We start from the raw sequence: 22030 nt of genomic DNA, 5'->3' as shown, positions 1-22030 counted from the left end.
AGGGTGGGTGGTGTGGTTAGTGGTCATTGTTGTCATCGAGTTCTTTGCGGATGAGTTGGATCTGCCCCGAGTCGATCGCCTTCTGGATATCGGGATCGTTGATCTGTGTCCGGTGGTCCACGACCAGGGTCATGGTGTAGCCCTCTTCTTGGGCAAACTGAAGTTCCTTCAATATCTGGGTCTTGTACGGCCTAATTTCATTCGTGTTCTTGACCTCGACGACATTCTGGTTTTCGTCATCGATGTAATCCGGTTCGATCAGCGAAGGGACGCCGTTATATGTGATCGGTACCCTGCGTTTTTCGTGTGGTGGAATGCCGGCCCGCTCTTCGCCTTGTTCACCGGCTTTCCTGTTCTCTTCGTCGCTGCGATTGCGCACCGGGTTTGTTTGTCGCGGTGTGCGGTCGAGTATCGACGACAGCAGCTGGGTACTCGTCGTCGCTGTCGTATAAATCCCCTTGTTGGACTCCGCTGCGGTGTTGACCGCGCCGTTGATGCCGTCGATGAGCGCATCCATGGCGCGGGCATAGTCGCGCTTGTTCTTTTCGATCAAATTGTCGAGAAGCCGTACAAGCCAACCCGCTCTGATGCGTCGGGCTCCGATCTTGTCGACCTCGTAGGAGAAGACGATCGCGTTCAGAATCTGCAAACTCTGACGGCCGGTGCGTTTGTCGATATCGGCAACGCGGTGCACCTCCTGGCATGCAGCACCCAGCGCGATGCCCATATCACCCGCGTCGCTCAGGGCCCGGTAGACGTTGGCGACTTCGTCGACCATGCCGTCGACCTCGGGGCTTTGGTCTTGGGCGGCTTGGGTGAATACACCCAATACATCGGACCTCAACGTGGCAGCGGTCGCCTTCGTTGTATTCCCATACGTGGTGAAGTGCGTTCCCGCAGTGCCGATTCGACTTTCGTCGCAGTCAGCCCACTGCTTGGTGACATACTTTTCGATCAGATCCCAGTGGGCTGGCTTCTCGTGAGTGCCTCCCACCGCATGTTTGGCGGGGTGCAGATTGGTGGCCAGCGACGACCCCTGCGGATGTGGCGGTGTCGGTTGCACACCTGTGCCTCCGCTGGATCCGTTCTCAACATCGGCATGATTCAGTCCGGATTGATGGACCAGATAGCCGAGTTCACGTGCCGCAATCGATGTCGTGGATGCCATCTCGAAGACGTCGGAGGCGGATTGGTCAAAGCTGATCGCCCACACCGGCCCGCCGCTGTCGTAAGTGCCCGCGCTCTGGCTGACGTCCAGTTTGTTGTCCAGATCCTTGAGCGCGGTCTCCAGAGTCTTCGAGAGCTCGCATAACTTCGCTGCGACCGCGTAGTAGTCCTCGGGAGTAACTTTCGTCATGAACCTGGCCTATCCCAGCATTTCCACGTTCTTGCGTTGTGCCTCGGCGTAGTTCGCCCGAGCGTCCGCAACGAAGACTCGGTGGGCTTGCAGAGTGTCGAGGTGCTGCTGCAGCGAGGCCTGCCACCGGTCGTGGGACTGGGTGAAGGCTGTCGCCGCGGTACCCGAGTAGTGCTCACCGATTGATGCCACAGTCGCTTTCGCGCCGTCGCGGTGGGCCGAGAGCTCCTCAATCGAGCGATCAATCAGCTCGACGAATTCGTCGAGCTGATTCAGGTCGTATTGATATGTCGGCACGGTGCGGGCTTACATCTGTTCGGCGATCACGGCGCCGGACTCGTTGTCCTCGGTCCGATACAGTCCGGCGGCAGTATGCAATTGATCTGCATCATGGGCGAGGTCGTCGAGATGTTTGCTGACGTTGGCGAGCAGCTCCGAGAATCTGGTGTCGGCGATGTCGGAGGTCTGGCCAGTCCATGTGCTGCGAAGTCGGTCTTGGGCCGTGTGCAGGGTGTCCAGGACCGAACGCATCTCGTCGTGGATGTCGTGCAGTCGTTGCGAACCCGCGACAAGAACGTCCGGATTCACCCGTAGGCTGTTGTCCATCGACACCTCCCCCCTAGACCGCAAGGTAATCATGGACTGGCGTGCATCACTGAGTCAGGCAGCCCAAGCTGACCTCGATCGGCTGTTTGCAGACAGCATACAAGTGGCTGGCATAGGCCTAGAGCACCAAAATTTGGCGCCGTTCATGCTGGTCGTCGCTACCAACGGTGATCGTGCTATGCGAAATCTCGGGGCGCCGTCTGGGCAGCGCAGCGTCGACGCCATCATCACGGCGCTGCAGGATGAAACCGACGCCGAGAGCTTGCGCGCCCGGGCGACCGTCATGGACGTCACCGTGCGTGAGCCGTTTGCCGGTGACGCGATCAACATCCGGCTCGAACATCGGGAAGGCCAAGCCATCGACATCTTGGTGCCGTACAGGACAACCGACGACGGCATCACGATCGATGGTCAGGCAATGACGGCCTCAGTCGATGTCGCCCGATTGTGGCCAACCAGTCCACCGTGACGACGACACCACCAGTGAGAGGTCACCGCGGTTCATGGCAGTGGGGCGATGCTGAAGCCGAATTCGGTGAGTGGTTCAAGCGGGGCGGGTCCTGTGTCTCCGATTGGGGCGAAAACAATCACGGTGTCGGCACGTTCTGCCGATGCGAAAGAGCGAATTGCCTTGTAATGCATCAAGTCTTGGTGCATCGTCAGCTTGTCGTTCCATTCGCCGATCAGAATTGGGACGACCCCGCCACCCGAGCCAGGTACACGTGACATGCAGGATGCGTAGTTTTCGACGTTCGGGAACCCGGCTTTCCCATCTGAAATTGTCGACACCGTCCCGTCTGTGCAAACGGCTGCCGACCATTCCTCACGATCACCGGACACCTGACCGGCCGCAGAGGCCGCATGTCCACCGGCGACCCTGTCCAGATCGATCCACCCCGCCACCGCCGCGACAGCGACGACAGACACCAGGATCACGCATACAACCAACGTCACCGTCCGCACACGTCGAGCACGCGACCCTTCGGCCGGCACGCCCGGAACCGCGGCGCTGCGGTTGTAGCCATTCGGAGTCTGACCAGGCCCCTGATCAGAGTGGGGCAGCGACGGATACCTCATACGACTCAGCGTATCCGCACCCCGGAGCAGACTGCGCAGGATTCGACCAGAGCCGACACTCGCGTCGCCGGCATCTCAGCGCTGCTGGTCGGGGGCCATCAGCCTCGCTTCCCCCGACGGTTACAGCCGCCGGTCGCGTCGGGGCGCGCTGCTGAAAAGCCCTTGGCTGAGGCCGAGATCTAGAGCTTCGTCACCTTGGAGGTCCTCAACGAGGCGTTGTCGGTGCTGTTCATCTAGACGCGCGCGACGGGATCTGCTTGCAGCACTTGCCGCTGCGCGCGATTTCCAGATGGACGGGACCACCCACGTCCAGCCTCTTGCGGATGGCACCTACAAGGTGACCGTGGACGGTGGGTACAAGTTCAACGACATCATTGATCCGAACTTTGACTACTCGACGGACACGTGGAAGAACCGCATTGCCGAGATTGTCACTCTCGGGCAAGCTGAGCCGTATCAGATCCACATCGGATGGCATGCTGAGTCGGACTTCATTTTCGACCAGAACGGATCTCTGGTAAGTGCGAAAGGCTACCCGTACAAATGATTTTCACGACACGCGCTCGACGGGGTCTGCTTGCAGCACTTGTCGCTGTGAGCGCGATCGTTGCCGGGTGTTCGTTGTTCGGGCAGTCTAGATCGCTTGACGGGGACCGCTTCGTGCGTCCGGACCACCCGGTCGATTCACCGTCCGGTCAGTACACCGCAGCAGTGGAGCACGGGCCTGCCGAGAACGGCGTGGACACGTGGATACCGGTGATCCGGGACAAGAACGGCAACGAGGTGTTCCGCGATGTCCACGATTCCTACGCGCCATACGGCACGCGCAGTGTGCTGTATGTGACGTGGCTGTCCTCTAAACCTGCTGAGCTGTGGGTTTATTCGGGTGACGTTGGCGAGTTCGCCATCTCGCAGCAGCCAGACGGAACATGGGCAAAGCGAGTCGAGGCGGCGCCCAAGGAAATCACCGACCTGCACCCATGACAGCGGCCGTCATCGCTGCTCGATCTTCCTTGCGACCGGTCGCCTCGGGACCGCAGCCGAACGCCGAGCGAGGCAAGCGATCAGAGCGCCAGCGGGATGCGGGTTCCGTCGGGACGCTTGACCGCCACCTCCAACTCGCCGCCGGTGGCCTCGACGTACTTGCGCAGGGTCGACACCTGCGCGGCGGCGATCTGCCCGTGCTCCATCTGGGAGACCCGGTTCTGGCCGACGCCGATGAGCACGGCGAGGGCCTTCTGCGTGTAGCCGGCGTCCTCACGAAGCTGGCGGAGGCGGTACTCGGCTGCCTCGCGCCCCATCTCGGCGGCGCCGCGGGCGATGCGTTCGCGACGCTCCACGGGCAGACCGGACAGTAGTTCGTCGAGTGTGCTCATAGTCTCTTCCCCTTCCGCTGCTTCTTCTCGGTGGTCCGTTACAGGTGCCGGTCGAATAGATCGTCCGCCGCCGGAACGTTGTCCCGGTACCACTTGTTCCAGTCGCCGGTCTTGTCACCGGCGATCAGTGTGATCGCGTGCGATTGCAGGTCGAACGCGAACAGGATGCGCAACTGCCGGCTTCCGCCGGGGCTGCGCGGACGCAACTCCTTCATGTTCTGGTGCCGTGAGTGGTGGATGCGGTCCACGAACGGTCGACCCGCGGTGGGGCCGTTATCGGCCAGGTACTCCAACGCCGACAGGACGCTGTCCTGCGTGGCTTCGTCCAGGCCGATGATCCAGTCGTGGATCAGTGTCGTGTCCACCTCCCACCGTCGTATCGGCACAGGACTAAGGCATCACTCAAAACTGATACTAGCTAGAACTGATACAGGGGTCGACGTGGCCGTTCTCTGAAGCTTGACCGCAGGCCGCGCCGCGCTCGTCCAACACCCCTTGGCCAGCTCACACTCGCGTTATGGAACCCGAAGATCCTGATCTCTCGTTCGCCGATCTTGGCATGAGCAAAACCCTTTCCGAACAATCAGCCCGTTACCACGACACCGCCGACCAACTGAAGGCTGCGATCGCAGGCATGGCCGCCCAGGCGTCCGGCGCGACCCCGACCAAAAACCTCGACCAAATGCGTAAAGAGCAGGCAGAAGCTCAACGGCTCGGCGACTCGATCGGTATCGCGGCCAAGGCGACTGCAGCGATCGAGAAAGCCGCCAAGGCGTGGCGTGACGGCGTCGGAACCGGCCACTACGACAAGACGTGGCTCACTTGGCTACGTGCGCAGCTTGATTCGAAGCGCACAGCGATGGCTGACGCCGAGACCGAGCTGCAGAACGCCCAGAGCTCCGAGGACTCGGACCGGATCACCAAAGCCCGCACCGCCGTGTCGAACGCAACGAGTGATTTCATTGCGGCGCAACGGGAATACGACGACGCGAAAGCCGCCCGCCAGACGGCCGACGAGACACTCGATGCCGCGGTCGCCGAAGCGACGGAGCAGTTCAACGGTGGAGTAGCCGCGCTCGGCGGGGCCAGTTACAGAGATATGTCCAGTGACGGCAACTTCAGCAACACCCCCAATAATCCGGGCACCACTTCATCCCGCCCCGCCGGCTCCCCCGCGAGTTCCCCCGGCAACGCGGCCCCGGGTTCAGCAAAAGCTGCTGGTGCCGCTGCGCCCGGCGGCAGCCCATCGCCCGACACTCGATCGTCGAGTTCCGGTGGCGTGGACCCAGTCGCGGTTCTTAACGCATTGCGCCAGCAGCCTGCCGCGGGACAGCAGCAGCAGCCTGCCGGGACCGGTCAACAGCCCGCAGCGACTGCACAGCCGGTGTCGTCCACCCAGCCGGGGAAGAACGACAAATCCGATGCAATCACAAACTCTGACCTCGACAACGCATTCGGAACACCCCCAGGTCTGGCTGCCCTGGCGACCACACCGACTCCGACGCCGCGGGTTTCGGTACCGTCACCGGCTAGCGGGCCCGCAGCCGGGCCGGCCGAAGTGTCCGGTGGCCCCACCGGGAACTCGGTACAGGGGATGAAGACCGAAACGAACGTGACTGGCCGGCCCGAAGGCGCGACGGCGCAGACACGTCTGAGCGCCGCGGAATCCGGTAACGCGATGGGCAAGCAGGGAACCCCTGCTGCTACGGCGCCCCACGGTGCCGGCGGCGTGCCGATCATGCCTGGAATGGGCGGTGTGGGACAGGGCGGCGGCAGCACGAAACAGGCTGACCCGGTTCGGGTTCGGCAGGTCGGCCCTGACGTCGCGGAAGTTTGGGGTGAACAAACCATCGCCGAGTCGGTCCGTGGCGGAACGATAGCGAAAAAGGACCCGCTGGATCCAGGAAACGTGCCGTAACACCTGGAAGCTGCGTTCATCTGGCCGATGCGGAAGTGAAAAGGGCTCGACGCGCCCCCACGCTGCAGGCACAATTCAGGTCATGCAGCTCACCAGGCTGACGATGTATACCCCGGCATCGATCATCGCGCACGTCTCCGCCGGGTACGCCGCCATGTTCGGCGTCGAACCGGAGCTTGGCTCCGACGAGAGCGGTGCGTACACGACCGTCACATCCGCAGAAGGCCTCACGCTCGAACTACGCCAGGTGCAGCCCGGCGACGGCCGCATGTCCACTGCCACCCGCTTGGAGTTCCGCGGCACTGATGCCCATGGGGCCGCCGACCGCCTACACGATGAGACCCACGGCGTACAGCATCACTTGTTCGGCGGCCGGTGGGAGACGCTGGCGGGCAACACGATCCGCATGATCGCAGACGGAGACGAGCCCGACAATGCGGAGAAGGCCCGCATCAGCGCCGCGATCCAGCGCGGTGAGTTGGAGGCCGAGATCGCGCGCATGCATTCCCGGCAGACGTGACGCGTGTGGAGCCCACACCCGCGGCCTAATCCTCAATCCGTGGACTGACTTGAGTGGTGTGGTTCGACGGTGATTCTGACGGCGGTTTGTGGGGTGGGCAGGATGTAGCCGCTGGTCTGCCCAGCTTTTCCTGTGTGCTTCGGTGGGGCCTGTTCGGCGACGGTTAGACGGTTGCGGTAGCGGGTGGGCTGTAGCCGATGGTGTTGCGCCACAGGGTGAGCCAGTGCTCGGTCCAGGGCCAGTGGCTGGGTAGGTGCAGGATGGGTCGGCGTTGCGGTCGGGCCAGCCGTGCCGGGACGGTGATGATCGTGCGTCGCAAGGTGGCTCCCCGGGCCACTGCGTGCGCTCCACCGGCAAGCACACCGGCGGCGCGCAGCAGATTGTGGGCGATGGCCCCGCAGAGCACCCACGCGGAGTTGGCGCCGAATTGCCCGGAGGGCATGTGGGCCAAGGGGCCGGCGATCAGGTCGGCGAAGACAGTTTCGATGATCGCGTGTTGACGGTGGGTGATGTCGGCGTCGGCGGTTGGTAGGTCGGTGTTGGTGAAGAACGGGTGATACCGCCAGACCGGGAACAGGGCGTCGCGGAAGCGCGCATCTTTGACCCGACGTACCACCAGTCGGGCGGTGAAGCGGTCTGTGGTGGCCGCGAATGCGGTGTAGCTGATTTCGGCGACTTCGGCATCAGAGATCCACTCTCCGGTGTCGGGATCACGCACCGCGCCCGGGTATTTCACCGGTGTCCACGCCGCGTCGTCGATGGCGTTGATGGCCCGGTTGATCGCGCTGTTGCGGCCCATGACCACCGAGAATTGCGCACCATGGCGTCGGCAGGCGCCGACGACGGCGCGGGTGCCGTAGGACGAATCGCCGCGGACCAGGATCTGGCCGGTGACCCCGGCCGCTCGGGCCGTGGTGATGGCCTGGGCGACCATTCGACCGGCTCCTTTACCGGAGCCGGTCTTGCCGGCCCGCAGCCGCATCCCGGCGATCACCGGCGCCGCACCGGGGGTGCTGATCGTGGTCGCCAACGGCGAGAGTCCTTTGCGCAGGACCTGCTTGCCAGCGATTTTGGTGTGTCCGTAGGAGGCGCCTTGTTTGGCATGGCCGTAGACCGGTCGTAGCAGGGAGTCGATGTCGATGAACACACCGCTGTCGGATCCGGGTAGCAACTCAACGCGCCGGCAGAGGGCGGCCAAGTGTTCGCGCAGGACTGATTCGAGTTGGCGTGCGTGTCCGAAGGTGAACTCCCGCAACAGGGTTCCGATGGTTGATGGTGCGTACACATCGCCGAAGAGTGTTTTCATGCCCCCGGCCCGGACGATGTTGAGGTCATCAATGCTGTCGGCGCCGGCGCACATCCCGGCGATCACCGTGGCCAGCTTCGGTGCCGGATTCGCTGACCCGGATTTGATCTTCGGCGCGGGGATGAAGATCTTGTCAGCCAACAGATTCGGCAGGCCGGTCTGCTCAGCCAGTGTCATCACCGGCACCAGTCCGGCGCACGACACGAGATGATCCTCATCGAAGACCGCCGACGACGCAGCGAACCCGTGGGACACTTGCACTGGAAGTGCCTTTCTTAACTGGCCTGATTGATGCGTAGAGAACACCAATCCTCCCAGCTCAAGGGGCACTTTCCTTATATCGACACCCACCTACACAGGCAATTCATCGGTGGATCGAGGCTAATCACCTGGCCGGTTCGACGCTGACGGCGTCGTGCTCGATCCGGTCGGCGGCGTAGCTCGTGTGAGCGTCGGCGATGCGGGCTCCGATCGCATCGTCCGCGTCGTCGGTTTCGAATTCCACCTTCTCGCCGGTGATTCGGTTCTGCACCATGCACTACCTGGTGGGATCTTCTCTGGCTCAGTCGACTTCGGTGAACGGGCCGACGAGGCGACTGAAGCTCTCCATGGACTTCTGGCCTCGCCATGCGTCCCGGTCGGCCTCGCCTTTCGACTCGTCGAGCCACATGGCGCGGCTTTCGTCCCAGGACCATGTGCCGCCGCAGCGGGCGCGCCAGGCTCGGTCGCGGTGAACTGGTAACAGAACCGGGACGGTGCACGGGGTGTCCAAGGGAGTCCTCCTGGTCCATCGGGTCTCGTGGAATGCACGGTAGGCGGCCGAGCCGCACCCCGTCACCAGCGGCGCGGGCCTGCTGTAGCCCGCTCCTGAGGCTGTCGCCTGGTGGGGCCAGTCCGCGCCGCGGCGATCCTCAGGGTCAGGATCGCTTTACACTGCGGATGCCGGTCAAGATGCATTAGGTGTTTGCTGCGACACATTGAACGCATCTTTGGCGGCATCAAACGAGAGGCGGCGCGCAAATGGGCGGCAACGAAGGCTCAATCGCAGTCGACAAGGCTGCATTGGATCGGGACACGGCGGAGATCAAGCGGATCGCAGCCGAGCTGCGCGGGTTCGTCGAGTCGTTCGACGCCGTTGGGGCAGCGGCGGAATCTGATGCCAAGACGTTCACCGCCGATGGCGCGGTCTCCCCCGTCTACACACCCGTGGTCGCTTCGCTGAAGGCGTGGGCGGCCGCGTTGAACGCCACGATCACTGCCGCCTGCGACAGCGCCGAGAACTGCGCCGACACCGCCAAGACAAAGGGCTACGCCATGGTCGGCATCGACCTGAAGGCCGCTGACGACGTCCGCAGGGCCTGACTGGCACCTGGGACCGAGGAGGACAAGGATGAGCGAGGATGGCGCGGACGATGTCACCATCGGTGACAAATTCGGCGATGCGTGGCAGAAACTCGACACTGTCGCAAAAGCGTTGGCCAGTGTGGCAACCGAAACCGAGACGGCCGCGACAACCGTGGCGTCGAAAAGCAGCGGCAGCCTGGCCGCGGGCGCGGTTCCCAGCGCTTCGGCTCCCTTGTCGCCGTTCGTCTCTGCGCTCACCAGCACGTTGACCAAGGAGAGCGCGCCTGCGAAATCCTCGGCAGCCGCGCTGGGTACGGCGGTGACGGGGTTGCAGACTTGGGCCAAGACGACGCACAACATCGATGTCACTGCGGCTGCCGCAGTTCCCGGCGCCAGCGGCTCCGAGCCCACCCCGAAGGCCGGTACCGCTGATTCCCCGGCTGCGGGCACTCCCAACAGTGCACCGCTGCTTCCGGTGACACCGCCTCCAGCTCCGCCCGGCACGGTGCCGGCGGCCCCGGGTTCCTCGATCTTCGCTGGACCGTACGGCGGCGCCGCGGCGCCGGCTGCACCGCCGAAATAGCTTCTGAAACGACTTCGAGACGGCTCTGAAAGGACAGACTGTGGCAAACGACGTCACTATCAGCTCGCCCGAGCAGTTCCAGGCGACCCTGAACACGCTCACAACGCTGCGCGGTCAGCTCGACTCGGCGTTGAAGGCCTCCGACGCGGTGACCGAGGCAGCCGAGGCCGCCGCCAAGCCCGGCACCGGCGCTTCGGACGACATCGCCCCGGCACTTGAGCCATTCACCTCCTCGCTGCGCACAGACATCACCAAAGTAAATCAGCTGGTAAACGCCGGTGGCGGCTCTATCGGGTCGGTGACCTCAGACCTGGCGGCGCTTCTGCGGGGAATCACGGGCACCGACGCGACAGCGGCCAAGACAGCGAGGGCGGTCTGACATGGCAGGGGAAATCAGGAGCAACGAGCTGGTCATCACCGAGCCCGGCAAGATCGCGCAGGATCTGCCGGCCAGCTCCGGCGGTACCACCGCCAGCCCCGGCGTACATCCCGGCCTAACAGCTGCAGTCGACGACACCACCAAGGACGGTGAGCGAGCGCGCGACAAGGTCAAGGAGGGCTCGGACAAGACCAGCAAGTTTGGCGAGGGCGTCAAAAGCATCGACAAGAAGGGCGGCGACGGCGTCAATGCGATCCCCGCTGCCTTGCTCAGCGCGTTCGGTGCCGGAGCGAGTTCACTGCTCGGCGGTGCCGGCAACCTGGGTTCGGGGATGCAGATGCCGCAGGTGCCGTCTTCCAGTCCCGGTGGATCGATCAATTCGCCCCTGTCCAGTCCGAACGGTGCGCAGGCACTGTCCAAGTTGCTCGGCGGCGACGGCTCGATGGGCACGGGTTCGCTCACCGCCAAGGGCAAGGTCGGCGCGGGCGGGCCGACTTCACCTGGCTCCACCGAGTACCAACAGCGGATCATCGAGCTAGCTAAACAGGTTGTCGCTGAAGGTATTCCGTACGCATGGGGTGGAGGCAGCATCGACGGGCCCAGCCAGGGCATCAGCGACGGCGGAGCGGCCGACGCCGCGGGCGACTACGACAAGATCGGGTTCGACTGCTCGGGGCTGGCCCGTTACCTCGTATACCAGGCATCCGGAGTGGAGATTCCCCGCGTGTCCGGCGAGCAGTACGCAGCTGGGCAGCTCGTAAGTGCCGCCGACGCGCGTCCCGGTGATCTCGCCTTCGATGACAACCCAGATCACCACGTCATGATTTACGTCGGTGACGGCCAGGTTGTCGAAGCCCAACAGTCCGGGACCAACGTCATGTTCAGCGACGCCGCAAGCCGCGGGGCTACTCAATTCGTGCGCGTGGTCAGCGACTCGTAGGCCGCGCCGGGCCCGCCGCCGGTGGACCCCAGCCCCCAATATGGCAACACGACACGCACCCCATCTCCGGCGGTGCGGCCTGACAGAGAGGACGGAACCGCTCCGTGTCCCCCACCGACATTCCCCCCGTCCCCACCCCGCACTCCGCCGAGATCATCGGTACCAACTTCCCGACCACATCGGAGACGCAGACGGTGGCTTCGGCGTTGCAGTTGTTCGAGCAATCCGCCGCATCGGTTGGCACCGGCAACACCGCTGAGGTCATGTACGCGCTGATCGAAGCCAACGCCACCGGCAACACTCCTGATCAGCTGCTCTCCGGGTTCACTGAGGACCAGCGGGCGGCGTTCGACCGGGCACTGGCGCAGCTGAATATGGGTAACGGTGCCAGCGTGATGGCACAGGACATCCTCAACACCAAGATCCAACTCAACGGTGTGGCCACGACTTTCGAGACAGCCGTGGAGGAGTTGATCGCGTCCTACGCCGGGTCAGGTGGCCCCAACTCGCCCAAGAACCAGGCAGAGTTCACACAGAAATACAACGAGTTGCTGCAGGCGGCCAAGGACCAGGCCGACCAGATCGGTGGCAATCACAACAGCACCCAGGAGGAGCTGGTCAGCGGCGTACAGAAGGGAGCTACACCCACCATTCCTTCGACCATGGCTCCGATGCCTGAGAACGGCCAGATGGTGCCCGGAATGCCCGATGGCGCCCTGGCGTCGCTGCTGCAGAACGTCGGCGGCCAGGTGTCGAAGGTGGGATCCGGGATGCCTAACCTGGGCCAGCAGGCCCAGCCAATCATCCAGGCCGGGCAATCGGTGATCCAGGATCTGATGAAGAAGCTGCCCGGCAACAACGGCGTGCCGATCAGCGACGACGCGCTGTCACGGCTCACCAAAGCCTCAGGGCTTGCCGATAGCAGCAACCCACTATCGGGGCCGCGCGCAGACAAGACCGGAAGCTCTGAGAACAACAGCACCGCGGGATCTCCACTCGGCCGCCCACTCAGCGGGTCACGTGACGGGGAGAACGCGCGCTACACCCCCACAGGAACCTCCCCCAAAGAGGAGGAAAGTCCAGTCGAGGTGCCCGCAGGGGAAACCCGGGCCGATACACCATCGGAACCGGCAACCACTGCGGCACCGACACCGGCAGCACCAACCACGACCCTGTCCTCAGGCGAGGCAGTCAGCGGCAACAGCTCGTTGTCGACGCCAACCACCCACGTCTCTTCGGGTGACGCGGGCGCAGGTACCAACACGCTGAGTCCGGGCACAGGTGCGCCCGGGTCATCGGTGTCCCCGGGCGTGCCCATGGCACCCGCGATGGGTCCGATGATGGGGCCAATGGGTGGCGGACTGGGTGGTCCAGGGGCTGCCGGCGGCGCAGCCGGTGGACGTCCCACCAGTGGTCCCGCGATCAAGCCCGGTAAGGACTCCGACTCCGTCGCGTATGTGCCGAAGGAACGTGAAACCCCCAGGGAACTTTTCGATTTCGGAGCGGATCTCAAGGGCCTTGACCATGCCACGGACATGGACCTGGTCGCCGCGTCTATCGTCGCGGGAATCTACCGGGCGCACCGCCGAGAGGGTCGAGTCATCCAGGTGGCTGTTGGGGTGAACCGCTCCGAGGCAGTGTTCGCCACCGGTGACGGTCTCGGATTTCTGGCGCCGGGTATGCGGGCCGCACCACACCTGATTCCGTTGATTACCAAGGTGTCCGATGGATTCGCCGCCAGGTGGCTGGGATGTGACCAGCCATGGCGGCCATTGCTGGAGGCGGTGGCGATCGGTGTCGTCGGCCCGTTCGACGCAGTGGTGGCCACCGACCCCGAAGCTGCCCGCAGCGGGGTGCTGGTGCTCTCGGAGCAGGAGATCGACGCGGTGAACATCGCGGCCGGCTCCAAAGACCGCTGGGGTTTCGATGCGATCGACCCTGAAGACATCGACGACACCCTGACCTATCTGTCCACGGTGTGGGGTCGCCCCGTGCAGGCAGCGGCGGATCTGGAACGTCTGGTCAATCAAGCCCGATGGACCGGCAGCGCGGGTCCGGGCCGGTATCCCCGGATGTGGGCCCGCTACCTGCTTTCGGCGGCGCTGGCCGACCGCACTGCCGGAGACATCGACGATGCCCGTTACGCGCTGCGCAGCGCGCTGCGGGTCCCTGAGACTTTCGGAGGTGGGCAGTGACGCAGGTTGAGCCGTTGATTGTCGGCGGGATACCGCTGGTGCGGCTGTCGGGGACGGTGACTGAACGAAGTGGCGCCGAACTCGCGTCCAAGGTGATGAGCGCGATCTTCTACTCGAGCCACGAGGCGCGTCCGTTGTCCCTGCAGCAGCCCCGGTTAGCCGACAAGACACCCCCGTGACGCATACGTCGCCCCAGCGGCGGGTAGGCAGTTGAGCTACCGATTGCCGGCGCACTGGAGGACATGACATTTCGACAGTGCCCGCGACACGGCACATCGACCGTCGCTGGAGTGAAGACGTGGAATGATTTCAGCTAGAGCAAACTCGGCCAGCTCCGTCCAGGGCCGATGATCGCGAACGTAAGGAGAGAAAACGATGACCATTGGAGTGAGCAGCTTCGCCGACGTTGTCGGCCAGGTGTCCGGACTAATCACCGAGACGACCGGATTCACAGCGGCAGCCGGGACCGCGACCGCCGCCGCTGCGGCGGTCACCCCGCCCGGAAACGACGCCGACTCGGCAATGGCGGTCACTCAGCAGGCCGTAACGACCGCCGATTTCATCGCGATGCTCGGGTTGGGCATCGAGCAGCTTGGTGAGCGTGCCGCCGAGACCGCTAGTGTCAACGGCACTTTCGAGGCGCTCAACGCCGCCGGCGGACTTGCCGCCATGGCTGTTTGATCTGACCCGTCTCCGGAAAATCCCCTCCCCCTCGCTGGAGACGGGCCGGCTCGATGCCGCTGGTTTCTTTGCCTCTCCGGTAAGAAACCAGCGGCATCGCTAGTTTTCGGAGGAGGTTCCGGACGCGCCGCGGGACATAGTGCACAGCCGCCCCTGGTTACGGTGCGCGCACGGTGGCCGCCGCAGGGGCGGTCGCCGGCGGAAGGAGCCGACGTGCGTGAGATGTGGGAACTGCCACGGCCAAGTGCGGGCAGCCGTGCGACCCGCGTCGTGTTGACGCTGGCGCTGGTGTGGGCAACGGTGGCGGTCCCACTGACCGTCTGGCTGGCTTTGCGTACCCCGCCGCCGGAACCGGTGCCAGCCACCCGAACCCCATCGGTGCTCGAAGCCGCAGCGTTGCGCTACGCCAGCCAGACTCTGTCGACAGGGCCGGTGACACTGGCCTCGACGGTGACGACGGCGACCGCGCGGCTGGAGGTTCAAGAAACCGCCGATCCCTCACACGCCGTCTCCTACGGAAAAGTCCGCTCAGGTACGCAGACCGCCGAGCTGTTGGTGGTCGGCACACGTGTGCTGCTGCGAGGTGATTCGGCGTTTTGGTCCAGTGTCGGTGTCCCCACCGCAGAGCCCGGGTGGATCGAAGTCGGTGACCGTCTCGGACGCATCCCGTTCCCGCTGTCCGAGGCCATCACGGCACTGGGCGCAGACAGGGTGGAAGTGAACACCCCCACGGCTGGGTCGGACACGATGACGGCGCGTATCGGCAACTTGGTCGCCGACTTCAACGCGGCGGGGGTATCGGCGTTGACTGTCGGCGGACGCAGTGCGGCGGTGACGCGTGCCCCCGCCGACGCGCCGGCCCGCGTGTCGGCAGTGGCGGGCTCCGATCCGGCCGCGGCGAAATTGGTCGGCGCTTCCGGATCGCTGACGGTTTCGGCGCCGACTGCGCCGGAGCCCCCACCAGTTCCGGCCCCGGGTTCCTGACCACCGGCCGCTGGTCTTTCGAAAACCGCTGTCAGCGCGGGGACATGACAGCCTCAGCGGTCCGTGTCCGCATTGTCGGACACAGATTCCCGGTGGCACCCTGGCCAGCACACCCCGACTGCATGAGAGGCAGACGCAAATGACGGCACAACCCTGGTCCCTGCCGCCCGAGCTGAGCGCAGGGATGCTCGAAACCGGTTCTACAGGGGCGACGTGGGCAGCCGCGTCGGCCGCATGGATGGGTTTGGCGTCGACCACCTTGGCAACACTGGGCATCGTTGGCGAACAAATGATGGCCTCACTGTCGTCCATCTCAGGCATGCGTTCGGCCATCCAATCAGCGGCGACGCCGCCCTTTATGACCTGGCTGGCCTCCATGGCTGCGATCGCGTTCAAACAGTCGGCGATCAATGCTGTAGTTGCCGAAAGTTATGGAATGTCGCGGACATCGATGATCCCGTCGGAGCAGTCGATCAACAATCGCGTGCGGGAGCTGGCAGCCGAGTCGACCAACTTCTTCGGGCAGAACACACCGCTGATCGGCGAGCTCAATGGAGAGTACGCCGCGTACACCGCCCAGAACACCATGATTGGAACCACTTACGGCGAGGTGATCACGGCGGCCACGCTACCGGTGCCGATCCCGCCTCCGCCGCCACTGAGCAATGCGGCGTCCGCTGTCGCCGACGGCGCTCAGGCGGTGCAAGGTGCCACCAATATGGTGAGCAGCGCCGGACAAGGAGCTTCACAAGCTGCCACGCAGGCCACTTCGGCGGTTACCGATACGGGAGCGAGCACGGCCGGCACCTCCTCGGACATGACCTCGATGCTGGGGCAGTTCGGTTCGGTGCTGTCGAGCCCGATGCAGATGGCCTCCAGCTTGCCGCAGTCGTTTCAGCAGCTGCTGTCGGCACCGATGCAGATGTTCGGGTCGTTGTCCGGCATGGGTGATCTGCTCAACGGCGGATCGACCGGAAGTTCCTTCGCGCCTGCGACGTTGGCCGGTTCCGGTGGTCTTCCGCTGGGCAGTACCGGGATCAACCCTGCCTCGATGGGCGCCGGCGGAGGCGGCGGAGTCCCCGGAATGGGGGGCATGGGATCGCCGTTGATGGCCAAGCCTACTGGCTCCAGTGACAGTGTCAGTGCACGGAATACAGTGCTGTCCGGCGTGTCAAATGTCGCCCAGGAGAAAGTGATCGGCAGCGCCCCGGTGGGAACCCCGGGTTCGGGGATGGCACCAGGAGCCGGCGCCGCTGGTGCTGGCGCACGTGACCGCAGCCGCTCCGATTCGGTCGTTCTGTCGTACGCCGGCAGCGGGGACATCCCACGCCGGGCGGCCGAAGGTAACGAGCGCGAGCAGTTCACTTGAGCGGCAATTCAAGCCACGTTTCCCACTGCATCGCCGCCGAGGACGGCCAGTGCCGCCGGCTCCGCTGGCTCGGGGGCACAGACCGCATACAGCGTGGTGTGATGCTTGGTGACATCTGAGCCAATCACCGCTAGCCGGGTTCCAGCCGGGAGCATCACCGCGTAGCCGCGGCGGGTGCGCACTGCGACACCGCGACGTACGCGTGCCTTCAGCGCAAGCCGGTGGCCTTCCCCGGGCACGACATCCTGGTCGATGCGTCCCAGCGTCGGTGCCGTCAATGTTGCTCCACCGGCGCTGCGCAACTCTGCGGCCAGAGCGCTCACGTCCTGCCATGGAGGGGTCGCGAAGTTGATGGTGACTTCGACTTCAGTGCCGAAATCGAAAGGCTCTGCAGCAGCGAGCAGCGTTATCTCGTCACGGTGCACGTTCGGAAGCGTGACGTAATCCTCGAGGCGGGTGTCGGCGCTGAGCTCGTCGCCTGGATCACCACCGTGTCGCATCCTGGCGAGCATCCCAGGCGGCGCTTCCACCGGCCGTATGGAGGTGTCCGGCGCCAGTGGCAGTTCGCCTGCGGCCAGTGCTTCGAACGGGCCGGTTGCTGCAACCTCTTCGGAGCGCTGACCGCCGACCAATTCCGCGATCGCTGCCGCCGCTGGGCTGACAAGGAATTTTCCCGGTGCGGCCCCAGGCTGCAGCACCAGCTCCTCGCCCGCTTCGCCACTGAGCCGGCGCGTCATCGAGGCCACCCAGCTGCGAACACCCGGTGAACACATCCGCAAGCAGTCCGTGACCACCTCCCGAGGCCAGCGCGTCGGGCTGCGGGTGTCCCCAACGCCGGCGGTGATCTCCAGAGGTGCGGCGATTCGTGCGGTCCATGCGCCGGGCAGCGCATCGGGTCCCGCGTCGACCACAACCGTTGCGGGGTGTCCGGCGACGGTGACCGTCGAGGTGGCTCGCAGCCAGCGCATCCCTGTCGTACGACGGGAGTCTTCCCGGGTGGCGTAGTCGGGAAGCAGCGCAGTCCGGCAGCCGAGCATTCCGGTGCTGGAAAGCAGATCGCTCGCGAGTACGCCGGCCAGCGGCGCCGGTGCGGGGGCGTCTTTGGCGGTCATCTCGATCTGGCTGCAGGCGTGCTCGAGGAACCGGGTCTGCAACCGTGCCACCAACGCCGCCGCGGCGAACCACTCACGCCACGGGCGCGCCACGGCAGCGTTGAGTGTGTCGGGGTGGCCCGCCGCGGCGTCGGCCAGTGCCAGCGCCAAGTAATAGGCATCGAGGACGACCTGCTGATCGGACTCAGTGGCCCTGCGGGTCCGGGAGGGACGTGACAGTAGCACCTGCCGAAGGGCAGCAGCGGCTGACAAGTGCAGCATCTGCTCGTCGATGCGATGCCCGGCGGTATAAGCGACGTCGTCGGGATCGGGGTCCACGCCGTTCATCACCGCCGCGATCGCTTTCTGTGCACGGGTCAACCGCAGGGCGTTGGCGCGTACCGCTGACCGGCGGCGAAGCGGGGCCTGTGTCAGATCCATGATGCACACGGTATGCAGACGTGGAGGTTGTGGTCGTGCCCGCGGTACGACACGCCGGTGCCCGCACCTTACGCCTAGATGCCGACACAAGCGCAGCTGCGACCCGCGCCGTGTACGCGAGAACTGGCGGATGCAACTTACTGTGCCCGCCATGATTCCGATCCAGGACGCCGGCCGAGGGACTCTGCTGTACATGCACACTCTGGCCTCGGCACTGGCCGCCACATCCGACGAGACGGTGGTGCTGCTGGACCTGACCGGTGTGCGGGAACCGTCCCCCGCCGCGCAGAAGGCAGCGGTAGCCGCACATCTGGACGCCGCGATGGCTCGGCTGGACGCCACGATCCGGTCGAAGAAAATGGCACCGGCACGGATACCGCGAGCCACGCAGGGACGCCTGATGATTCAGGACGGCGAGGTCTACGACGCTGTCGCCCACACCTACCAGCCGGGATTCCCTTTCGCCGCCTTCGTCACCGCTTTCGTCGCCGGCAGCCGCGGCTAGACGTGACCCGTTCCGTCCGCAGATCCAGTCAGATGAGGAGAGCCGATCGTGAGTGAGTCCACAGGGTCGCAGGGTGTCCCCAACCCGACCCACGACGCCGCAACGAGTGACGCGACCAAGCCTGCCGCTGACGCTCCCCCAGCATCGGCACCGGGCACCGCAACAGCAGCAGCGAATACTCCTGCCGCTGCTACCAACACCACGTCAACGACGAATGCGGCCAAACCGGCAGCCCCAGCTCCGTCAACTGCCGGCGCCGCCAAGCCCGCCGGCAAGCTCACCGCGACCGGAACGGTCAAGGGAGCCGGGGGCCTCTACAAGGCCCAGTACAGCAGGGGTGTCGATGTTCTCGACAAGGGGATCGAGAAACTCGGCGCCAAGGGAATGGCCAAGAGTGCCTTGAAGATAGGTGCCCGTGCAGTGCCCGGTATCGGCACCGTCGTCGGCCTCGGATTCGCCGCGCAAGACCTCAAAGACGGCGACGTTGTCGGTGCCCTTCTCAATACAATCGGCGCAATCCCCGGGCCCATCGGATGGATCGGATTGGGCGCAGGCCAGGCGTGGGAGGCATTCGGACCCGACTGGCACCTGTGGGGCAACGGCGGCGCCGGCTACGGACTGTGGGACGCCCCCGACGGCACTTCCACACACATGTTGCCCGCCGCGGCCAGTGAGGCCGCAGGGGTCCGAGAGGTCGACGCGGCGCTGGCGACGGTGCAGCGCAACATCTTCGGGTTTGAAGACGGGCCGAACGGCTCGGTGTGGAACTCGAACCCGCCGGCGGCACTGACCCTGGATACCCCGCAGGTCGAAGCCGCGGTGAAAACGTGGCTGACCGGTATCGCGGACTTGTTCCATCAAATGGATCAGACCATGGCCCAGTCCGGGGAGCCCTACTTCGAGCAGTACCGCCAGAAGCTGGCCCCGCACTTTTCGGCGATCGCGGCACTGCCCGACAAAGTCCCTGAGGTGATGGCGCAGCTGCGCGCCGGGTCCAAGGCAGCCGAATCCGCCTACGACGCGCTGCTGGCCGCCAATCGCAACGCCCGCAACCAGCTCACCGACCACGGCGCGCTGACCGATCAATCACCGGCGACAACGCTGAAGAACACCCTCGAAACAGAGCTGACCAAAGTGCAGGCCGCCGCCGACAAGCTGGCGACCGTGTTCGACGGCCCGATCCCGGCCCCGGTACAGGCACGGTCGGCAACCGCCAGCCCGCACGACAAGACCGCCACCACCCCGGTCACCGCGCATCCGTCGCCACTGGCCCCGACACCCCCATCGCCGACCAGCCCGTCGGTGAAAGACACCGGCACAAGCGACAAGTCAGACCTGGGCAATCTGCTGTCGAAGCTGGGCCAAACCCCGCCCGCCGGTTCGATGGGCACACCGATGGGCGCACCGTCGACCGGCTCCGGCGGTGGCGGCACCCCGTTGAACAGCCCAGCATCGTCGAAACCGGATTCTGAGCCCAAGAAGTTGCTCGATGACGACAAGGACCACAAGAAGCGCGAGGACCGCAAGCCCGAGCCGCTGACCGCGGTGAAGTCCGACACGGCCAAGCCGGCGAGCACTGCGCCGGTCACCGCGGGGACTGCCCCCGCCGCGCCGGTGACCGGTGTTCCACCGACCGCCAAGCCGGCGGTCGCACCCGAGCAAAGCAGAGAGGTTCAAGTGAAAGACCGCAAAGTCACCTTCCCCGACGCCAAGAGCGCCAAGCTGGCGCAGGTGCTGGCGGCCGCCGATCCGACGCATCCGGTGTCGCTGGCCGATGCCGCTGCCCAGGCCGGACTCAAGCCTCCGGTACCGGGTCAGGACCTTGGGCAGCAGGTCGCACCGGTCGACGCCAAGCCCGGCGACATCCTCGACACCGGTGACAAGAAGTTCATGCTGCTCGGCGACGGCGCGTTCTACGACCTGTCGGAGTACAAGGTGGTCGACGCGAGCGCGCTGCCGCAGGACATGGGTGAGCGCGCCGCGTACTTCCATCTCGAAGATGCCGGTGCCGCATCCTCACCGGTATCCGGTCAGGCTCCCGCCGCGACGACCTTCGACGTTCCCGGCGGGACCCCCGAGCCACACGTTCCGGCCGACGGATCGCCCGCATCACCGGCCGCACCCGCGGGGGCCCCGGCCGATCCTGCCGTGGCGCCGGAATCCGGGACGCAGGCCATCCCGTCCGTCGGAACTCCCGGTGTGCCACGCCAGGGCGAGGGTGGGCCGGCCAACGCCGCGGCCACCGACACCGGCACCGGAACCGACGTCCCGTCGTCAACGGCGCCGCGGCTGGATCCGGGTGCGGTCAAGTAAGTGCGGATACACGGAAGGAACGATTGATGGCCGGTGAGATCAGCAGCGACGGAGCGGCGCTTGTTTCCGGGGCGCAGAAGGCCGACAGCACGCTTCCCGGCAATGCTGACCGAACCCCCGCAGCCCCGGGGGTGCATCCAGGGTTGACGGCGGCAGTCGATGACACCACCAAAGACGGTGAGCGAGCGCGCGACAAGGTCAAAGACGGCACAAAGAAGACCGACAAGTTCGCCAAGGGTGTCGAGGATCTCGACAACAAGGGCGCCAAGGGCGTCAACAATGTTGGCTCGATGCCCACGGTTCCGTCATCGGCACCCCAGCAGAGCGCACCAACGGCTCCCTCGCCCGCACCGATGCCGGCCCCGGTACCCGCAACCCCGCCAGCCGGTGTCACCAGTATCGACCCACAGATTCTGGCAGCGCTGATCGAAGCGTCGCGCGCGCAGGCCGAATCCGATGGCGCCAATGGAATCTTCCCTCACAGCGACGATCCGTTCGCAGGCTCTTCGGCGACCTCGCCACAAAACCCCGATCCCCTTGACGTATCGCAAGTGTCGCTGGCGAAGTACCCCGGTGGACCGCTAACGGCCCAGGAAACAGCGTCCGTGATCAATCAGGCGCTGACCATCAACGGGATCCCTGATGACCCTGCCCTGCGTGAGCAGTGGCAGGCCTTGTATCAGCACATGTCCCAAGGCGAGTCCGGCGGAAATCCGAACGCCGGCAATGGATGGGATTCCAACGCGACCGGAATGATTATGGAGGATGGGTTACCGTCCAACAGCAGCCGCGGTCAGTGGCAGTGCATTCCGTCCACATTCGCGGCCTACCACATGGCAGGTACGTCGAACTCGATCTACGATCCGGTCGCCTCGGCGAGCGCTTCGATCAACTACGTCATGGACACTTACAAGGTCGGGGCTGACGGTTCGGGTCTCGGCGCGTTCATGTCGCGTCAAGGTGTCGGTACGGGTGGATACCAGGGATACTAAGCCTCGATCCACCGATGAATTGCCTGTGTAGGTGGGTGTCGATATAAGGAAAG

Annotated in this window: 27 protein-coding genes; 17 read left to right on the top strand and 10 right to left on the bottom strand. The window is 64.9% G+C overall.

Translation table 11 applies throughout. The features are described from left to right. Positions 1-16: 16 nt before the first annotated feature. From ACNQR1_RS18145 to ACNQR1_RS18135, 3 genes are read right to left on the bottom strand one after another with little or no spacing between them, the layout of a single operon-like run. Complete coding sequence (locus ACNQR1_RS18145; RefSeq protein WP_019345515.1) at positions 17-1357, bottom strand: putative toxin; 1341 nt, start codon at positions 1355-1357, stop codon at positions 17-19. A 9-nt stretch (positions 1358-1366) separates the two neighbouring features. After that, on the bottom strand, positions 1367-1654 hold the full coding sequence (locus tag ACNQR1_RS18140) for a WXG100 family type VII secretion target (RefSeq protein WP_019345514.1): 288 nt from the start codon (positions 1652-1654) through the stop codon (positions 1367-1369). Between the two features lie 9 nt (positions 1655-1663). Further along, positions 1664-1963 (bottom strand): WXG100 family type VII secretion target, encoded by a 300-nt coding sequence (locus tag ACNQR1_RS18135; RefSeq protein WP_081489050.1) that lies wholly within the window; start codon positions 1961-1963, stop codon positions 1664-1666. A 31-nt stretch (positions 1964-1994) separates the two neighbouring features. On the opposite strand from ACNQR1_RS18135, the gene ACNQR1_RS18130 reads away from it, so the two are divergent. Then, positions 1995-2432, top strand: a complete 438-nt coding sequence (locus ACNQR1_RS18130) for a hypothetical protein (RefSeq protein WP_047036675.1) — start codon at positions 1995-1997, stop codon at positions 2430-2432. Positions 2433-2464: 32 nt separating this feature from the next. Here ACNQR1_RS18130 and ACNQR1_RS18125 read toward each other — a convergent pair whose 3' ends face one another. Continuing rightward, entirely contained in the window at positions 2465-3040 is a 576-nt protein-coding gene (locus ACNQR1_RS18125) for a hypothetical protein (RefSeq protein ID WP_131721846.1), read from the bottom strand. A 289-nt stretch (positions 3041-3329) separates the two neighbouring features. On the opposite strand from ACNQR1_RS18125, the gene ACNQR1_RS18120 reads away from it, so the two are divergent. Beyond that, on the top strand, positions 3330-3587 hold the full coding sequence (locus tag ACNQR1_RS18120) for a hypothetical protein (RefSeq protein ID WP_019345510.1): 258 nt from the start codon (positions 3330-3332) through the stop codon (positions 3585-3587). Positions 3588-3700: 113 nt separating this feature from the next. After that, the gene (locus ACNQR1_RS18115) at positions 3701-4024 is read left to right on the top strand and encodes a hypothetical protein (protein WP_019345509.1); all 324 of its coding nucleotides are present in this window, start codon (positions 3701-3703) and stop codon (positions 4022-4024) included. A gap of 80 nt (positions 4025-4104) precedes the next feature. On the opposite strand, the gene ACNQR1_RS18110 is transcribed toward ACNQR1_RS18115, so the two are convergent. Together ACNQR1_RS18110 and ACNQR1_RS18105 are read right to left on the bottom strand one after the other, a co-directional pair. Further along, entirely contained in the window at positions 4105-4416 is a 312-nt protein-coding gene (locus ACNQR1_RS18110; protein WP_019345508.1) for a helix-turn-helix domain-containing protein, read from the bottom strand. A 38-nt stretch (positions 4417-4454) separates the two neighbouring features. After that, the gene (locus tag ACNQR1_RS18105; RefSeq protein ID WP_019345507.1) at positions 4455-4781 is read right to left on the bottom strand and encodes a type II toxin-antitoxin system RelE/ParE family toxin; all 327 of its coding nucleotides are present in this window, start codon (positions 4779-4781) and stop codon (positions 4455-4457) included. 152 nt (positions 4782-4933) lie between these two features. Here ACNQR1_RS18105 and ACNQR1_RS18100 point away from each other — a divergent pair, with 152 nt between their 5' ends. Together ACNQR1_RS18100 and ACNQR1_RS18095 are read left to right on the top strand one after the other, a co-directional pair. Then, positions 4934-6334: a hypothetical protein gene (locus tag ACNQR1_RS18100; RefSeq protein WP_019345506.1), complete on the top strand. Its 1401-nt coding sequence runs from the start codon at positions 4934-4936 to the stop codon at positions 6332-6334. A gap of 82 nt (positions 6335-6416) precedes the next feature. Beyond that, positions 6417-6854, top strand: a complete 438-nt coding sequence (locus ACNQR1_RS18095; RefSeq protein ID WP_019345505.1) for a hypothetical protein — start codon at positions 6417-6419, stop codon at positions 6852-6854. 163 nt (positions 6855-7017) lie between these two features. Here the strand turns inward: ACNQR1_RS18095 and ACNQR1_RS18090 are convergent, their stop codons facing one another. From ACNQR1_RS18090 to ACNQR1_RS18080, 3 genes are all read right to left on the bottom strand, one after another. Further along, a complete protein-coding gene (locus ACNQR1_RS18090) occupies positions 7018-8421 on the bottom strand; it encodes an IS1380 family transposase (protein ID WP_011768002.1) in 1404 nt (467 codons plus the stop codon). Positions 8422-8545: 124 nt separating this feature from the next. After that, positions 8546-8695: a hypothetical protein gene (locus ACNQR1_RS18085; RefSeq protein ID WP_019345504.1), complete on the bottom strand. Its 150-nt coding sequence runs from the start codon at positions 8693-8695 to the stop codon at positions 8546-8548. A gap of 27 nt (positions 8696-8722) precedes the next feature. Then, positions 8723-8932, bottom strand: coding sequence for a hypothetical protein (locus ACNQR1_RS18080; RefSeq protein WP_131721847.1), 210 nt, complete (start codon positions 8930-8932; stop codon positions 8723-8725). Positions 8933-9180: 248 nt separating this feature from the next. Here ACNQR1_RS18080 and ACNQR1_RS18075 point away from each other — a divergent pair, with 248 nt between their 5' ends. From ACNQR1_RS18075 to ACNQR1_RS18035, 9 genes are all read left to right on the top strand, one after another. Then, on the top strand, positions 9181-9522 hold the full coding sequence (locus tag ACNQR1_RS18075; RefSeq protein ID WP_047036679.1) for a hypothetical protein: 342 nt from the start codon (positions 9181-9183) through the stop codon (positions 9520-9522). A 28-nt stretch (positions 9523-9550) separates the two neighbouring features. After that, positions 9551-10087, top strand: coding sequence for a hypothetical protein (locus tag ACNQR1_RS18070; protein WP_047036680.1), 537 nt, complete (start codon positions 9551-9553; stop codon positions 10085-10087). Between the two features lie 40 nt (positions 10088-10127). Further along, positions 10128-10466, top strand: a complete 339-nt coding sequence (locus tag ACNQR1_RS18065) for a hypothetical protein (RefSeq protein ID WP_047036682.1) — start codon at positions 10128-10130, stop codon at positions 10464-10466. A 1-nt stretch (position 10467) separates the two neighbouring features. Continuing rightward, on the top strand, positions 10468-11406 hold the full coding sequence (locus tag ACNQR1_RS18060) for a C40 family peptidase (RefSeq protein ID WP_052773194.1): 939 nt from the start codon (positions 10468-10470) through the stop codon (positions 11404-11406). A gap of 104 nt (positions 11407-11510) precedes the next feature. Further along, positions 11511-13601, top strand: a complete 2091-nt coding sequence (locus ACNQR1_RS18055) for a hypothetical protein (protein WP_019347705.1) — start codon at positions 11511-11513, stop codon at positions 13599-13601. Beyond that, complete coding sequence (locus tag ACNQR1_RS18050) at positions 13598-13780, top strand: hypothetical protein (RefSeq protein WP_019347704.1); 183 nt, start codon at positions 13598-13600, stop codon at positions 13778-13780. Before ACNQR1_RS18055 ends, ACNQR1_RS18050 begins: the two co-directional genes overlap by 4 nt. A gap of 196 nt (positions 13781-13976) precedes the next feature. Further along, entirely contained in the window at positions 13977-14282 is a 306-nt protein-coding gene (locus ACNQR1_RS18045) for a hypothetical protein (RefSeq protein WP_047036684.1), read from the top strand. Positions 14283-14495: 213 nt separating this feature from the next. Then, the gene (locus tag ACNQR1_RS18040; RefSeq protein WP_043369527.1) at positions 14496-15266 is read left to right on the top strand and encodes a hypothetical protein; all 771 of its coding nucleotides are present in this window, start codon (positions 14496-14498) and stop codon (positions 15264-15266) included. A 139-nt stretch (positions 15267-15405) separates the two neighbouring features. Next, a complete protein-coding gene (locus tag ACNQR1_RS18035; RefSeq protein WP_047036687.1) occupies positions 15406-16635 on the top strand; it encodes a PPE domain-containing protein in 1230 nt (409 codons plus the stop codon). A gap of 8 nt (positions 16636-16643) precedes the next feature. Here ACNQR1_RS18035 and ACNQR1_RS18030 read toward each other — a convergent pair whose 3' ends face one another. Next, positions 16644-18167 (bottom strand): hypothetical protein, encoded by a 1524-nt coding sequence (locus ACNQR1_RS18030; protein WP_052773196.1) that lies wholly within the window; start codon positions 18165-18167, stop codon positions 16644-16646. A gap of 151 nt (positions 18168-18318) precedes the next feature. Between ACNQR1_RS18030 and ACNQR1_RS18025 the strand changes: the two genes are divergently transcribed. Genes ACNQR1_RS18025 through ACNQR1_RS18015 form a run of 3 tightly spaced genes read left to right on the top strand, consistent with a single transcriptional unit; the run spans position 18319 to position 21977 of the window. Next, positions 18319-18672 carry a hypothetical protein gene (locus tag ACNQR1_RS18025; protein ID WP_047036689.1) on the top strand — a complete coding sequence of 118 codons (354 nt, stop codon included), beginning with the start codon at positions 18319-18321 and terminating at the stop codon, positions 18670-18672. A 48-nt stretch (positions 18673-18720) separates the two neighbouring features. Then, the gene (locus tag ACNQR1_RS18020; RefSeq protein ID WP_131721848.1) at positions 18721-20985 is read left to right on the top strand and encodes a hypothetical protein; all 2265 of its coding nucleotides are present in this window, start codon (positions 18721-18723) and stop codon (positions 20983-20985) included. Positions 20986-21011: 26 nt separating this feature from the next. Continuing rightward, the gene (locus tag ACNQR1_RS18015; protein WP_052773198.1) at positions 21012-21977 is read left to right on the top strand and encodes a transglycosylase SLT domain-containing protein; all 966 of its coding nucleotides are present in this window, start codon (positions 21012-21014) and stop codon (positions 21975-21977) included. Positions 21978-22030: the final 53 nt, after the last annotated feature.

Source organism: Mycobacterium sp. 48b (assembly GCF_048282725.1).
Classification (GTDB): Bacteria; Actinomycetota; Actinomycetes; order Mycobacteriales; family Mycobacteriaceae; genus Mycobacterium.
The sequence above is the reverse complement of the archived record's forward strand: the minus strand, read 5'-3'. Positions and strand labels throughout refer to the sequence as shown.